The sequence below is a fragment of the Hephaestia caeni genome (genome assembly GCF_003550065.1).
GTDB lineage: Bacteria > Pseudomonadota > Alphaproteobacteria > Sphingomonadales > Sphingomonadaceae > Sphingomonas > Sphingomonas caeni_A.
On record NZ_QXDC01000004.1, the window covers coordinates 250745 to 264171 of the forward strand.

Consider the following 13427-nt stretch of genomic DNA (forward strand, 5'->3'; position numbering starts at 1 on the left):
GGCTCAAAGCTCCATATTGTCGTTGGGGTCCATCGAGACCTGACGGGCGATGCCGCTCATCCGGCGGCGAAGGGCCTGGCGCTGACGTGCAGCGTCCTCTGGCTCATCGTCGAGCAGCACAGAGAATTCCTCGGCCGGGTTCGGGTCGGTCGTTTCCTTGACGATGGCGACGTGGTCGGGAAGTTCTGGCTCGCGACGCAGGCCGCTATTGGCGGCGTCCTGTTCTGCCTTATGGATCTCAGCCAGCAAGACAGCGTCCGGGACCTGGGGCGCCAGTTCGGTCCAGGCGTCCTTCCGCTTGGTCAGGCTCGTCTGCGTGGGATTGGGCGGAGGCAGTACGCGCTCGACGAAGCGCTTGTCCTCGAAATAGCGCGCCTTGTTGGCCCGGATCGGCGGGGTAGCGGCCAGCATGACGATTTCGTCATTTGGCGGGAGCTGCATGATCTCGCCGGGCGTCAGCAGCGGTCGCGCGGTCTCGGAGCGCGAGACCATCAGATGGCCGAGCCAGGGCGAGAGACGATGTCCGGCATAGTTCTTCATCGCCTTCATCTCGGTGGCGGTGCCGAGCGCGTCGGAGACACGTTTGGCGGTGCGCTCGTCGTTCGTGGCGAAGCTCACCCGCACATGGCAATTGTCGAGGATGGAGTTGTTGGCGCCGTAGGCCTTCTCGATCTGGTTGAGCGACTGGGCGATGAGGAAGGCCTTCATGCCGTAGCCGGCCATGAAAGCGAGCGCGCTTTCGAAGAAGTCGAGACGGCCGAGCGCGGGAAACTCGTCGAGCATCATCAGCACGCGATGTCGACGCGCCTTGGTGTGCAGATCCTCTGTAAGGCGCCGGCCGATCTGGTTGAGCACAAGCCGGATCAGCGGCTTGGTGCGCGAAATGTCCGAAGGCGGCACGACGAGGTAGAGCGTCGCCGGTTGCTGGTCCTCAATCAGGTCGGCGATGCGCCAGTCGCAGCGCCGGGTCACCTCGGCGACGACGGGATCGCGATAGAGACCGAGGAACGACATGGCGGTCGAGAGCACGCCGGAGCGCTCGTTGTCTGATTTGTTCAAGAGCTCGCGCGCGGTCGATGCGATGACCGGATGAGGACCGGCTTCGCCCAGATGCGGCGTGGTCATCATCGCCGCCAGTGTCGTCTCGATCGGGCGCTTCGGATCGGACAGGAACCCGGCGACACCGGCGAGCGTCTTGTCTTTCTCCGCATAGAGGACGTGCAGGATCGCGCCGACCAGCAGGGAATGGCTGGTCTTCTCCCAGTGATTGCGCTTCTCCAACGAACCTTCGGGATCGACGAGCACATCGGCGACGTTCTGGACGTCGCGCACTTCCCATTCGCCGCGCCGTACCTCGAGCAGCGGATTGTAGGCGGCGGAGTTCCGGTTGGTCGGATCGAAGAGCAGCACGCGGCCGTGCTTCGAGCGGAAGCCTGCGGTGAGCTGCCAGTTCTCGCCCTTGATATCGTGAACGACGACGGAGCCGGGCCAGGTCAACAATGTCGGAACGACGAGCCCAACGCCCTTGCCGGATCGGGTCGGCGCAAAGCAGAGCACATGCTCCGGCCCATCGTGGCGAAGATAGTCCTGGTCGAGCTTGCCGAGCACCACGCCATCGGGATTGAGCAGGCCCGCGGCCTTGACCTCCTGTGGCTTTGCCCAGCGGGCTGACCCATAGGTCGCGATGTTCTTCGCTTCACGAGCTCGCCAGACCGACATGCCGATGGCGACGGCAATGGCGATGAAGCCGCCGGACGCTGCGATCATGCCGCCCTTGGCGAAGATCCCCGGCGCATAGGCGTCGAAGAAGTACCACCACCAGAAGATGGCTGGGGGATAGTAGATCGGCATGCCGCCAAGCACGAACCAAGGTGTGCCGAGCTGCGCCTGAAAGCCGAGGCTCCAGGCAACATACTGGGTCGCGCCCCATGTCGTGAACAGCACGATCAGGAAGACAACCAGGATTTGGCCCCAGAGGATTTTGGTCGCGGACATTAGCGGGGTCCTTTCTTGTTGCTTGTGGTGGTCACAGGCCGAGCCCCCGCTGTCGGCCGAGGCTCCATTCGATGCCGCCGTTACCCTTGGCGACGCCGGCAATGTGCTGGCCGAGTTTCTTTTCGAGCGGCGGGGACCAGGGCACGAGTTGGAAGCCGAGGCCGTTGTCGATCATGGCGAAGCGGCCAGAGGCCAGCGAGACGCGCTGGCGGTAGAGACCGGCGACGTGCTCGCCGGCCTGAGCCTTCTGGAAGGGCAAACCAGTCTCTGCCTGAAGCTTTGCGCCGACGGCATCGAGTTCGCGCTGTCGCAGGGTGTTGAGAAGATCGCGCTGCAGGATGATGCGCTGGCCCTGCCGCCGCGCGAGACCTTCTTCAGCCAGATGTTCGGCGCGCGCCTTCATGGCGTCACGCACCTCTGCGCCGAAGCCGCCGGTCGACATGGGCATGGCTTCACGCTCGACCAGACGATGATCGAGCCATGTCGCGCCGGGTGCCGTGACCTGCCGGTTGAGATCGAAGTCGGACCGGTTGGCGAGCACGAGTGTCGGGCGCTTGTCGTCCTCACCGCCGAACCGCCGCACCTCGACGATGCCGCCGATCGGCGGGGAATGCTCGAAGGTCTCTATCCCACGGAAGCGGACATGGTGGGCACGGCCGTCCGTGCCGTCGATCACGGCATAGGCTTCGCCGGTCAGTTCGTCGTGCAGGCCGCGATCGACAAGACGGCCGATGATGGGAGAGCCTGCGCCGCCGACATCGATCACATAGTCGGAGAAGCCGCGATCCTGTCCGCGTTCTGTGAAGGCGCGGTGCATGGTCTTGATGATGTCGCCGCGCGTGCCGAGATCGCGTAGCGTGCGTTCGGCCTGGAGCCCGACGGTCCATTTGCCGGGAGCGCCTTGTGCAGCCAGCTCCATTTTTTCGAGATGCTGGAGGCGGCCAACCATCAGGCGGCGGAGTGACGGATCGGACTTGCCGTTCGCCTCGGGCCGCAGGTCGATGAAGCCGGTTTCATCGGCGGCGATGCGGATCTCGACATCAAGGCGCGTCCAGCGTTCGGCCGTGACCTCCCTCTCCAGCGCGTTGCGGATTTCATGTTCGGGTTTGGGGCCGAGTTCGAGCGAGACCAGATCCTCGGCGCGGGAGCGCAGGCCTCGGCTGATGTAGTCGCGGGAGATCACCAGATCGGCACCGGTCTGATCAACGCCGCGCACCAGCAGATGAACATGGGGATTGTCGGTGTTCCAATGATCGACGGCCACCCAATCGAGCTTCGTGTCGAGATCCGATTCCATCTGACTGACAAGGTCGCGGGTGAATTCGCGCAGGTCGGTCATGTCGCCGGCGTCTTCGGGCGAGACGATGAAGCGGAAGTGGTGCCGATCGTCCTTGCAGTGATCGGAGAAGGCGAGATCGTCGGCGCGCTCGTTCGTGGCGTCGAACATCACGCCCTTCTCTCCATCCCGGCTGACACCCTCGCGCTTGAGATAGGAGAGATGGGCCGAGAGCGGCGCTGAGCGGAACGACTTGCCCTGGTGGCGGACGACACGCGCCTTGACCACGACGCGGCGCGAGGCGCTGAAGATGCGCGAGCGGCTGAAACTGACGCGGCCGCGGCCGAAGGTCGAGTGACCACGGCTGGCGCCGCCGCGCTTGGCGGTTCGCACCTCGCCGGAGCTATGCCCTGCCTTTTTCGAGGCCCGCAGCACCTGGTTGATGAAGCTCTTCGGCTTGGGGGCGCGGGTGGATTTGATGCGGCCAGGGCGGACGCGGAATTCGCTGTCGCCCTCGCTCATCGAACTGCCCTTTCCGAAGGGGCTAACGGGCACAGTGCCGGAAACACCATTGAAATCGCTGCATAAAGTAGCAATCGCGGCACGCGACCCGACCGACCGGCACGCCAAAAGCCAAGCCATGTCAATGGTTTGTGCGAATTTGGCGAGGCCCTTTTATCTCGCCGTCCTGCTGTCGTTGCTCTCTGCCCCTCCCACCCTTCCGCACAACGCTCTCTGGAACACGCCAAGGTGCGCCATGATGCGAACCGGCTCATTGCGGGTCTCCATCGTCGGCACGGGCAACGAAAATGCTGCCGCTTTGCACAGAATTGGTGGGACCTTCGCCCGATGACGGCGCAGTCCGGGCGTCGTTTTCTTGCGGTTCGGATATCGTTTTGCGCGCATCCAGACCGTGGGCTGACGGCGTGACGAAGAGCGGAGCTCGCCGCCAAGCGTGCGGATCGGCGGCGGCAACAGTGACGGTCCCCGGTGCGGGTGGCGACAGGTTAGCCCCGCCGATCAATGGCGCGAGCGTGGCGACATAGGCGCGGGTTTCTGCCGGAAGGGGGCGGCCCGCGAGGTATTCCTCATAGCGTCCGGGTCCAGCGTTATAGGCTGCAAGAAAGCCCGGCGATCCGAAGCGATCGTACATTTCGCGCAGATAGGCCGTACCAGCGATGATGTTGTCGCGCGGGTCGAACGGATCGCGTCCAAGGCCATAACGGACGCGCAATTCCGCCCAGGTGGCGGGCATGACCTGCATCAGGCCCATTGCGCCCGCCGATGAGACGGCGCCCACGTCATCGGCGCTTTCGACGCGGCGCACCGACCTGATCCAGTGTTCGGGAATGCCGAAACTCTGCGAGGCTTCGGTCACGAAGGCGGCGTGAGGATCGTGGATTGGCTGCGCGATCGACTGAGCGCTCTGCGCCAGAACAGCGAGCGGCGGCGCGGCGGAAACAGACAGGCCGGAAAGGAGGAAGAGGATGATGCACCGGGCAGCGCGAGGCCGCCCGGTTGACATCGGCGATGCGGGGTTCGTGCGAGCGATCCGCATGCGCTATTCCCGTTCGCCGCGCTTCTGAGGGCGGCTCCAGTGCAAAGACCAGGAGGTCGTATCAGCCCCGTTCTGGAACAGGCGGGCACGGATCGGCTGCGCAAAGCTGGGGTCGTCGATCAGCAGTGACAGATATTCGCCAGCCTTTTCGCTGGACTCCGTCCAGGCCGCGCCGATCTCCGGTGCGTTATCGTCCGCGCCGTGATGGACGCGGTGGCTCGGCGCGTTCTCGACGTCCGAAGGATCGACGGGAACGATGGTGATCTCGCGAAACAGGGTGAGCGTATGAATGCGGCCGGTGAAGCCAGATTCCTCGCGGGTGAATTCGCCGATTTGCGGCATGGCGGTTTCCTTTCAAGATGCGGTGGAGAAGGATTGGGCGAGCACCACGCCCGCCTCAGGCTGGGCGATCACCGCGTTGGCGCCCGCCATTCGAAGCGGCCGTGGCCGTCCTCGTCGGTCCACAAGGGAACCGCGCGGCCGATGACGGCGCTGGCCGGGATCGGGCCGAAATAGCGGCCGTCCAGACTGTCGGGAACGTCCCAGTTCATGAGGAAGATCTCGCCGTCCGCGACGATGCGGCAGCCCTGCCAATCGGGGAGCGGTCGGTCGATGCGGTCGCGTTGGAGTGCCGTTCCCATCGCGACGCCGTCGACACTAATCAGGACGCCGGAGCGGCAGACGGTCTGCCCGGGAAGGCCAAGGACCCGTTTCAGGAGCGGCGTGTCGCCCGGCAGGTATCCGCCATCGGCGAGGAAGCTCGCAATCGGTTCCGGCGCAGCAACGGCGACCAGATCGGTGACTTCGAGCCGCTTTGCAGGTTCGACCGAATAGAAACCGATCGGGGTGCTGGCCGAGGCATTCCAGATGAGTTTGGTGGGGGCGTCGATCCACGTCGTCACGGCGATCGCGCTGGACGCTACGAACGTCGCCATGGCCCATTTGAGGTCGGTCATGGCGCGATCCTCCGACGCTTAAGCCACGCCTGGTGCTGATCGCGCGAGTAGCGGCGTGCGTCCTGGCCGGCGCTCAGTCGGTTGTGTACATGCCGCCAATAGTCTGGCGCGGCTTCGGCCGGATCGAGCGAAAGGGCCTCGATCGCGTCGATGAGCTGCAGCACGCGTTCGACCTTCGGCCAGCTTTCGATCTTGAGCAGGATGTCGCCGCCGGGGCGTACAAAGGGCAGCGTCTGATAGGCTTCGCCGGGCGTGATGGCGCGCACGATATCGATGCGCGAGATGATCGTGCCGAAGTCGTTGGACGCCCATCGTACGAAGGCGAAAGTCGTGCCGGGCCTGAAGGAGAGGACGCGGCGGCGGCGATCAAGGATCGTCTCCTGCACGTCTTGACCGAACCTGATCCAGTATTCGATCTGCTTTTCCACCCATGTCAGCTCGACGTGGGTGAGACGGTCGGTTTGGAAAGACGACGGCATCGAGCCGCCGCGCATGCGGGGGGCCGCGATGCCGGTCATGACGGGTCTCCTGGCGATTGGGGGAATTCGCGCGCGAGCAATTCGCGAAGCATGTCGGCGACGGTGACGCCGCGTTGAAAGGCGGCGATCTTGATGCGACCGCGCACCTCCGGCGTGACGTCGATGGTCAGCCTTGCGGTGAAGCCCGTGCTGGAAGCTGGACCGGGCGACCCCGGTTCAGTGGACTTGATCCAGTCGTCTGGATTGGAAGGCCGGGCGACGAAGCCGCGCCGGGCGCTGGCTTTGGTCATGGCGCCAACCTCCCGACTTCCGCAGTCAGGGCGGCGATCTCGCGCGCGGCCGCGCTATTGTCGTCGGCCTCAAAAACGAGGCGTCCGGACTGCGCCAGGTCGGCGAAGGCGACACGCTGGCCGATCGTCGCCGACATCAGGGGCGGATCGTGATCGGCCAGTGTCTCGGCGGTCTCGCGGGCGATGACGGTGCGTGCAGCGCAGCGGTTGAGTACGAAGCGGGCGAGGAGTTGCGGCCGATAGATTCGGGCCTCTGCGAGCAGCGCCAGCATTTCGGCCGAGGCCCAGCCATCGAGAGGTGACGGCTGCACAGGGATCAGGACAAGATCGGCGGCGAGCAGCGCCGAACGCATACGACCTGCAACGCGCGGTGGTCCGTCGATGACGATGTGATCGGCGTCACGCGCGAGTTCGGGCGCCTCGCGATGAAGTGTGTCGCGCGCCAAGCCGATGACGCCGAACAGGCGAGGCAGGCCCTCGCGGGTGCGTTGCTGCGACCAGTCGAGCGCCGATCCCTGCGGGTCGGCATCGATCAGGGTGATGCGCTTGCCTTCACGCGCCCATTGACCGGAAAGATGCAGCGCGAGCGTCGTTTTGCCGACGCCGCCTTTCTGATTGAGAAGTGCGACGATCATTTCGCGCCTCCAGGCTCGTCGCCGAAGGTGAGATGCGCGTGGCCGGAAGAGCGGTCCGTACAGGCGGAGCTACGAAGAGCCTGATCGGTTACATGCGCTTGAAGTGATGGCTTTTTGGCCTGGTTCGGCCGCCTTCCGGCGATGTTTTCCACATCGCGCGCGCGCTCTTCAAAGTTAGATTCTTGGTTAGACTCTAAGTTAAGGGCGCGATTTCGCTTTTTGTTTCCAGAGCTTACACCCTGTTTCGGTTCCCGATAGCACGAGCCTCCGGTTCCCGATAGCACGATAGGTCGGGTTCCTGATAGCACGAGGCCGTCCACAGGTTGTCCACAGGCCGCCGATGGTTCAAAAGCAAGCAGCAACCGGCCGCCGACTTCGACCTCAAGGAACAGCGAGTAGCCGGGCAATGGCTGGCGGCGAATGATGTCGCGCAGCTCGAACGCGAAGCGCTTGAATGGCGAAAGACTGCCGGATTTCTGATGCAGGTGGCGGAAGTCGAAGCGCCAGCCATTGCGTTGTTTGCCGCCATGCTTGCGCACAATGCGGTAGAGCCAGCGGTCGAGGCCTCCAGTGAGACCGAAATAGTCCCGGTCGATGGTCAGGACGAGCGCATCGTCGAGAACGGCGCGGTAGAACCAGTCCGGCACGATCAGCTCGATGCCGGCGGGACGCCCCTGGCGATCGGTGCGCTCCTGCCATTCATTGATCCAGGAGAAACGGTGGCGGCGGCCTTCGGCCGCTTGCCGTATCGAGGTTGCGACCGTGGTCGACTGCAGCCGGTCGAGGGCAGCCTTGAGGCGCTGATAATCGCGCATCGATACGCCGCGGCCGATGAAATTGAGGATCTCGTAGGGGGTGGCGGCCATCAGGCGCGAAGTGCGAAGACCTTTGTCGCGCGCTTCGACGATCTGGCTCGCCGCCCAGATGAGGATGTCGGCATCCCAGATTGTGGCCATGCCATGATCGGGAACCGCCTCGACGCGGATGCTCACGTCGCCGGCGACGAAATCGATCGGCGCGGTGCGGTGTGACTTGGAGAGGGAGAAGAACGGATAGGCCATGAGGTCCTGCGCGTCGCGGGGCGCGAAATCGCCAGGGAGCGCGTGGAACAGATCGAGTTGTCCGCGCTCCGGAGATGGGCGATGCCGCGTCGTCATTGAAAAGACCGCGCGGATCAGCGGGCGTGACGGCCGGCATGGGATGCCGGTGCGGGCTCATGGCGTTTCGCGGGCAGCACGCTGCCCCGCGGATCGGAGGTGGACGTCACGGCGCCGCGTTCAGCCCATGCCTCAAGCTCATTGACGGAATAGACGACGCGCCCGCCAAGCTTGCGATAGGCCGGCCCGGTGCCGTAGGTCCGGTGCTTTTCGAGGGTACGGGCCGAGAGACTGAGGAATTCGGCGGCTTCCTTGGTGCGGAGGAAGCGCGGCGGCAGGGTCGCGAGATTGGCGTTCATGGTGGCCTCCGTGGCTTTCGCGGGAGCCGCTGGCGTTCAGCGGCGAACGAAGGCCACGGTGGCGAAGAAGAATAGCGAAGGGGGAGTGCGAACTTGGGGGGGCCTAATTCGCACACCTTGCCCTAGTAGCGCAGGTTACGAACGACGGCGGTGGCGAAGAAGCTTGCGGTAACCGCCGTCGATCATCGCGAAGCCGTCCTTGACCAGATCGAGGACAGCGTCCCGGAGCGCGGACGTTTTCCAGGGGTCGCTGGCAACGCGTTCAACGCCGAAAATCGCTTCGGCGATCTCGCGATAGTCGGCGTTGTGCAAACGGCCGTCAGCGGCGCGCAGCATGTTTTTGAGACGACGGCGCTGCTGCGCCGTCATCCGACTGTCCTGTGGCACAGGCAGGCCGTGAAGGCTTCGCCAGAGTCTGATCAGTGACTGGACACGATCCAGGCTGTGGGCGTCGAGCGGAATGATGGCGGCGATGGACTGCGTCGGCTCGAGACCCGCTCTCGCGACAAGGTGCAGGCGACCGCTTCCGGTGAGAACCGATATATGCAGTCCTTCCTCTGAACTGCGGCTGATTTCCGAGCGAATATCCTCGAAAATGCGAGGGCTGACCTGCTCAATTTCCGGGGCGGGTCCGATATGGACTACGCTGGTGTCAGCTTCCGGCGTCCAGAAAACAGGTTGTTCGAGTGCATTCAGGCTGGGCCTGGCGGGGAAATCGGAGACCCCAGCGATCGCCGATCGCTTCGGTCTCAGGCCCGAGTTCGGAGGCCATGCGGATGGAGTTTGCGTAGTCGCGCTGGTAATCGAGATTGCGCCGAAGGCACTCCCACGCCAGTGCATCTACATCTGCCCGATCGAGATAGTCGTATGTAGTTGATGATCGCCATTCTCTTGTATCGGGCGTCATTTAATCCTCCCCGTTCAGCGAATACGCGTACAGAGCGAATTGATTCCGGGGATTCTATTTCTTGGGAAGGTTGCAAGGCGCAACAGGCGTTGCACTTGAGACAACACGGGATCTAATGAGGCCGGCCGCGCCTGAGCTGCCGGTAGCCATGCTTGGTCATCCAGTGTGCGCGAGCCAGATGGCTGTCGTGGACGCGGCGAGCGCGGTCCGGCTCAGTCGTTGGACAGATGCCGAAAAGAACCTCGGCCGCTTCGCGCCAGTCTGCTCCATCTGCCTCTGCGTCCAGCAGACGAGCATAGAGCTTGATGTGCTGTCGGTCATACTCGGTGAGCGACAGCATGGAAGGGGCTTCGTCGAGGAAATCAATTGTGGTCATTAGTCGGCACGTGACACTCTGGGATGGCGGTTGCTATTCTTAAGCACCATTACAGCGCGACGATGACAAGCGGGAGGCGGTAGAAGGGTGGGAATTACCGGACTCTGCTGCGTTCGGCTGCTTCGTGCACATCGACAAGCATAACCCCTTCGTTGCGGCCCGATCTGATGAAGGCGATTCCTTCGGCCTCAAGCGCTCTGCGGACTTGGTCGCTGGTGCTTTCATACACACGCAGTTCAGCGGCCGACTCCATGCGCTTGAGCGCCGTCAGCGAAACCTTGGCCTTGTCAGCGAGCATCTCCTGTGTCCAACCCAGTAATGCGCGCGCGGCCCGTGTTTGTCGGGAAGTGATCATGCATGATCACCTCCCACCGTGCGTCAACGTCACGCCAGAACTACGGCTATTATAGACGGATTTGGAGTGGAAAGCGACCCAGAATCGGTGTTCCTAGAGATTTGACGTCTGGTCAGTGGCGGGGGCGATTCGGGCAGTGCTGGGTTCTCTCTCCAAGCCAAGGCGAGCAGGAGAGATTGTTCGAGGCTTATCGTGCTGCCGGAAGACGACGACTCATGCCAGGAACGCCAGATAATTAGGAAATCCCGGCGGCTTGCGCCGCCGGGCTCCCGGTATCCCGCTCAGAACGGGATGTCATCGTCGTCGATGAACTTGCCGTCTTCGTTCTGGGTCTGCTTTGCCCGGCTGAGGAAGTCCACCGTCTCGGCGATGATCTCGCAGCCGTAGCGCTCAACGCCCTGCTGATCGGTCCACTTGGTGTAGTGGATGCGGCCGCGAACCAGAACCTTCATGCCCTTCTCGCAATGCTGCTGGATCGTCTTACCGAGGCCGTTGAAGGCGGTGATCCGGTGCCATTCGGTGTCCTGGACGCGATAGCCGTCCTTGTCTCGGACAACCTTGCCTTCCGAGTAGCGGGGGCGCGAGGTGGCCAGCGTGAAGTGGGTGATCGAGGTGCCGCTCTGGGTGTTGCGGGTTTCGGGGTCCTGGCCGATGTTGCCGGCAAGAATGACGATGTTCTGCATTGTAAGTCTCCGTTGCTTCTCGAAGGGACCATCCCTCCGACGAGACCCGGCCAAGGCCGTCGGGAGACGCCAGCAAGTGCCGCCTTGGCGGCACCTCGCCCTTAAGGCCCGGAGTGGAGCGGGCAGCCGCGCTTGCGCGGCAACACGGTCCGGAGCCGCGGGGGTTGCGGTCGGAAACCGAACGGACTTAGGGGATCAGTCAGTCGGAGGGATTGGCGCCTCGGAAAGCTGACACCGGGGACGCACAGCAGAACCGTTCGTCCTTCCCGGCAACGAGGGCGCTACAGGCCCCGATATGAAACCCGCATCAGAGCGGGGTGCGCGCCGCCGGGATCGCCGTCACGAGCCGCAGCACGCCGCCAGTCGGAAGGCGAGCCGGGACCAGGACGAAACGGCTATTGGGCTCCAGGATGTATGGCGTTGTTCCACCCCGTCGGCCGAAGGTGCGATCCAGTGAATTGCAGGGCTGGAGAGCATGAAGGTGTTCGCGGACGCCACGACACGGAGGGGAACGAAGCAGAGAGTGGCGACCTTGCTAAGGCTGGGAGGGTATCAGCCGATGACCGACTTCCACAGCGGGGCCAATCGGAGCGAAGACCTTGGCCCTTACAGCGCCGGTGGCGCCATTCCTCAGAGCAGGATGCCGGAAGCCCAACAGTGCAAACCGGCGCAGATTTTTTGTGACGAGCGGCGATTCGCGATCGCATCAGCGAGACAGGACGCCTGTACCGAGCGCATTGAGATTGAGCATCGCCGCTATGCCGATGAAGAGACCGCCGGCGCCGCCGAGCAGGTTCAGCATAATCGTCGCGTCGACGAAATTCTTCGTGACGCCATGCACGAGCGCATAACCGGCGATCATCGCCGGCACCGCGAATACGGCGAGGGCGATAAGCCGCAAGGCCGGGTTCTTGGCAAAGCCTACGACGGCGATGACCAGCGCCACGGATAGCAGCGCCGACAGCAGGAAGCCGGCCTCCATTCCATAGACATATTGAAAGGCCGTCAGCCCGACCATGAACGGCAAGGCGTAGATGGCAAAGTTGTAGGCGATGACGCAAAGCGCGATCGTCAGGGAGATGGCAAGCAGGATGAGGGTCACGGCAGCCTCCGCATGAACGATTGAGGATCACCACAGGCTGCCGGATAATACGCTCCGCCTGCGACTATGCCAGTTCGCCGTTGCTGCAAATATTCTTCAAGAAAGCCATCAACCTCGTGTTCAGTCAAGTAGAGGCGGCTGGCAGGCCGCCGAGCGGCGGCGCTTTACGCGCCGCCGTCGAACTTCATGACTGGAATGCCGAGCTTGCGCGCCTTATCCGCAAGGTTCTCCTGAATCCCGGTGCCGGGGAAGACCAGGACGCCGACCGGCAGGACATCGAGCATGGCGTCGTTGCGCTTGAAGGGCGCGGCCTTGGCGTGCTTCGTCCAGTCGGGCTTGAAGGCGACCTGCGGCACCTTGCGACTGTCAGCCCAGCGGGAGGCGATCAGTTCGGCGCCCTTCGGCGAGCCGCCGTGCAGGAGCACCATGTCCGTGTGCTTGGCATGAACCTGATCGAGCTTCGTCCAGATCAGGTTGTGATCGTTGAAGTCCGCACCGCCCGTGATGGCGACTCTGGGACCGGCGGGCAGCAGCACATCGGTCTCGGCCCGGCGCTTAGCGGCGAGGAAATCGCGGCTGTCGATCATTGCCGAGGTGAGGTTGCGATGGTTGACCATCGAACCGCTGCGCGGCCGCCAGGGCGTGCCGGTGTGGTGCTCGAAGGCGTCCGCCGAGAGGTCGCGGAAGAGTTCCATGCTGTTGCGCCGTTCGACCAGGGTCTGTCCCTCCGCCGTGAGGCGTTCGAGTTCGACGCTCTTGACCTCGCTGCCATCCTGTTCCCGCTGAAGGCGGAGCTGCCCCTGCTCGTTGTCGTCGAGTTCGCGTTCGACCCGGTCGGCGGCGCGATGGAAGAGATTGACCGTCGACCAGAGGAGATCGTCGAGATCGGGTTCGAGGCGGGTGTCGCCGAGCGTCGAGACGAGGGCGTCGAAGATGTCTGCGACGGCTGCGGCGACGGTGTTGCCCTCCGGTAGCGGACGCGGATCGGGTTCGTCCTGGAAAGGGCGGTAGCCATAGAGCTGGAGTTCGGTGAGGACGTGATCGGTGGGGGATGAGGTGTGGAACGGCTCGAAGCCTGCGTCATCGTCTTCGTTCATCATCGGGAGCATCCTTCGTCTGGAGACCGCGCCCATCGCGGCCTTCGCAGGCGTCGAAGCTCACGGGCGGGACGGCCTGGCAGCCCTCGTGCTCCCGCGAGGGCCTTGATGGCCAAGCCGGCTATTTTGCTTCGCGATGCAAAGGCGGGGCTTGCCCCGCCGGCGGAAAATAGCCGAGAGCGCAGCGCCATTGCCCGGCTGGCCCGTTTGTGAGCCGATCGCCCCCTCAGAAGGCCGTGGGCGCCCTCTCCGACGCGGGAAG

At 63.8% G+C, this 13427-nt stretch carries 16 protein-coding genes and 1 pseudogene; all 17 read right to left on the reverse strand.

All coding sequences use genetic code 11. The features are described 5' to 3' along the window. Positions 1 to 3: 3 nt before the first annotated feature. Positions 4 to 1995: a conjugal transfer protein TraG gene (locus DFR49_RS15700; protein ID WP_119036652.1), complete on the reverse strand. Its 1992-nt coding sequence runs from the start codon at positions 1993 to 1995 to the stop codon at positions 4 to 6. A 31-nt stretch (positions 1996 to 2026) separates the two neighbouring features. After that, on the reverse strand, positions 2027 to 3793 hold the full coding sequence (locus tag DFR49_RS15705) for a relaxase/mobilization nuclease domain-containing protein (protein WP_119036653.1): 1767 nt from the start codon (positions 3791 to 3793) through the stop codon (positions 2027 to 2029). A gap of 250 nt (positions 3794 to 4043) precedes the next feature. Beyond that, positions 4044 to 4796, reverse strand: a complete 753-nt coding sequence (locus DFR49_RS15710) for a lytic transglycosylase domain-containing protein (protein ID WP_211325939.1) — start codon at positions 4794 to 4796, stop codon at positions 4044 to 4046. A 36-nt stretch (positions 4797 to 4832) separates the two neighbouring features. Then, positions 4833 to 5171, reverse strand: coding sequence for a DUF736 domain-containing protein (locus tag DFR49_RS15715; RefSeq protein ID WP_119036655.1), 339 nt, complete (start codon positions 5169 to 5171; stop codon positions 4833 to 4835). 68 nt (positions 5172 to 5239) lie between these two features. After that, positions 5240 to 5785 (reverse strand): S26 family signal peptidase, encoded by a 546-nt coding sequence (locus DFR49_RS15720; RefSeq protein ID WP_119036656.1) that lies wholly within the window; start codon positions 5783 to 5785, stop codon positions 5240 to 5242. After that, the gene (locus DFR49_RS15725; RefSeq protein WP_003167735.1) at positions 5782 to 6303 is read right to left on the reverse strand and encodes a DUF2840 domain-containing protein; all 522 of its coding nucleotides are present in this window, start codon (positions 6301 to 6303) and stop codon (positions 5782 to 5784) included. The genes DFR49_RS15720 and DFR49_RS15725 overlap by 4 nt, the downstream gene beginning before the upstream one ends. Then, positions 6300 to 6554 carry a hypothetical protein gene (locus DFR49_RS15730; protein WP_119036657.1) on the reverse strand — a complete coding sequence of 85 codons (255 nt, stop codon included), beginning with the start codon at positions 6552 to 6554 and terminating at the stop codon, positions 6300 to 6302. Before DFR49_RS15730 ends, DFR49_RS15725 begins: the two co-directional genes overlap by 4 nt. Continuing rightward, on the reverse strand, positions 6551 to 7189 hold the full coding sequence (gene parA, locus DFR49_RS15735) for a ParA family partition ATPase (protein WP_010395094.1): 639 nt from the start codon (positions 7187 to 7189) through the stop codon (positions 6551 to 6553). The genes DFR49_RS15730 and parA overlap by 4 nt, the downstream gene beginning before the upstream one ends. A 341-nt stretch (positions 7190 to 7530) precedes the next feature. Next, positions 7531 to 8346: pseudogene (locus DFR49_RS15740) on the reverse strand (replication initiator protein A); the annotation flags it as partial. A gap of 17 nt (positions 8347 to 8363) precedes the next feature. After that, a complete protein-coding gene (locus DFR49_RS15745) occupies positions 8364 to 8645 on the reverse strand; it encodes a helix-turn-helix transcriptional regulator (protein WP_003167739.1) in 282 nt (93 codons plus the stop codon). Positions 8646 to 8780: 135 nt separating this feature from the next. Then, complete coding sequence (locus DFR49_RS22270) at positions 8781 to 9398, reverse strand: DUF2285 domain-containing protein (RefSeq protein ID WP_240578647.1); 618 nt, start codon at positions 9396 to 9398, stop codon at positions 8781 to 8783. Then, positions 9298 to 9552, reverse strand: coding sequence for a transcriptional regulator domain-containing protein (locus DFR49_RS22570; protein ID WP_083825825.1), 255 nt, complete (start codon positions 9550 to 9552; stop codon positions 9298 to 9300). Before DFR49_RS22570 ends, DFR49_RS22270 begins: the two co-directional genes overlap by 101 nt. A 112-nt stretch (positions 9553 to 9664) precedes the next feature. Next, positions 9665 to 9928: a DNA -binding domain-containing protein gene (locus DFR49_RS15760; protein WP_211325917.1), complete on the reverse strand. Its 264-nt coding sequence runs from the start codon at positions 9926 to 9928 to the stop codon at positions 9665 to 9667. Positions 9929 to 10022: 94 nt separating this feature from the next. Beyond that, a complete protein-coding gene (locus DFR49_RS15765) occupies positions 10023 to 10283 on the reverse strand; it encodes a helix-turn-helix domain-containing protein (RefSeq protein ID WP_029371814.1) in 261 nt (86 codons plus the stop codon). A gap of 281 nt (positions 10284 to 10564) precedes the next feature. Then, positions 10565 to 10966, reverse strand: a complete 402-nt coding sequence (locus tag DFR49_RS15770; protein ID WP_003167746.1) for a single-stranded DNA-binding protein — start codon at positions 10964 to 10966, stop codon at positions 10565 to 10567. Positions 10967 to 11672: 706 nt separating this feature from the next. After that, positions 11673 to 12068 carry a hypothetical protein gene (locus tag DFR49_RS15780; RefSeq protein ID WP_119036659.1) on the reverse strand — a complete coding sequence of 132 codons (396 nt, stop codon included), beginning with the start codon at positions 12066 to 12068 and terminating at the stop codon, positions 11673 to 11675. A 164-nt stretch (positions 12069 to 12232) separates the two neighbouring features. After that, entirely contained in the window at positions 12233 to 13165 is a 933-nt protein-coding gene (locus DFR49_RS15785) for a DUF2493 domain-containing protein (RefSeq protein ID WP_211325940.1), read from the reverse strand. Between the last annotated feature and the right edge of the window lie 262 nt (positions 13166 to 13427).

Excerpts from the sequence above, each read along its gene's own strand:
- DFR49_RS15785 (WP_211325940.1), bottom strand. The coding sequence starts at position 13,165 with ATGAACGAAGACGATGACGCAGGCTTCGAGCCGTTCCACACCTCATCC.
- DFR49_RS15710 (WP_211325939.1), bottom strand. The coding sequence starts at position 4,796 with ATGTCAACCGGGCGGCCTCGCGCTGCCCGGTGCATCATCCTCTTCCTC.
- DFR49_RS15725 (WP_003167735.1), bottom strand. The coding sequence starts at position 6,303 with ATGACCGGCATCGCGGCCCCCCGCATGCGCGGCGGCTCGATGCCGTCG.
- DFR49_RS15765 (WP_029371814.1), bottom strand. The coding sequence starts at position 10,283 with ATGATCACTTCCCGACAAACACGGGCCGCGCGCGCATTACTGGGTTGG.
- DFR49_RS15715 (WP_119036655.1), bottom strand. The coding sequence starts at position 5,171 with ATGCCGCAAATCGGCGAATTCACCCGCGAGGAATCTGGCTTCACCGGC.
- parA (WP_010395094.1), bottom strand. The coding sequence starts at position 7,189 with ATGATCGTCGCACTTCTCAATCAGAAAGGCGGCGTCGGCAAAACGACG.
- DFR49_RS15770 (WP_003167746.1), bottom strand. The coding sequence starts at position 10,966 with ATGCAGAACATCGTCATTCTTGCCGGCAACATCGGCCAGGACCCCGAA.
- DFR49_RS15700 (WP_119036652.1), bottom strand. The coding sequence starts at position 1,995 with ATGTCCGCGACCAAAATCCTCTGGGGCCAAATCCTGGTTGTCTTCCTG.
- DFR49_RS15720 (WP_119036656.1), bottom strand. The coding sequence starts at position 5,785 with ATGACCGACCTCAAATGGGCCATGGCGACGTTCGTAGCGTCCAGCGCG.
- DFR49_RS15730 (WP_119036657.1), bottom strand. The coding sequence starts at position 6,554 with ATGACCAAAGCCAGCGCCCGGCGCGGCTTCGTCGCCCGGCCTTCCAAT.
- DFR49_RS15705 (WP_119036653.1), bottom strand. The coding sequence starts at position 3,793 with ATGAGCGAGGGCGACAGCGAATTCCGCGTCCGCCCTGGCCGCATCAAA.
- DFR49_RS22570 (WP_083825825.1), bottom strand. The coding sequence starts at position 9,552 with ATGACGCCCGATACAAGAGAATGGCGATCATCAACTACATACGACTAT.
- DFR49_RS15760 (WP_211325917.1), bottom strand. The coding sequence starts at position 9,928 with ATGACCACAATTGATTTCCTCGACGAAGCCCCTTCCATGCTGTCGCTC.
- DFR49_RS15745 (WP_003167739.1), bottom strand. The coding sequence starts at position 8,645 with ATGAACGCCAATCTCGCGACCCTGCCGCCGCGCTTCCTCCGCACCAAG.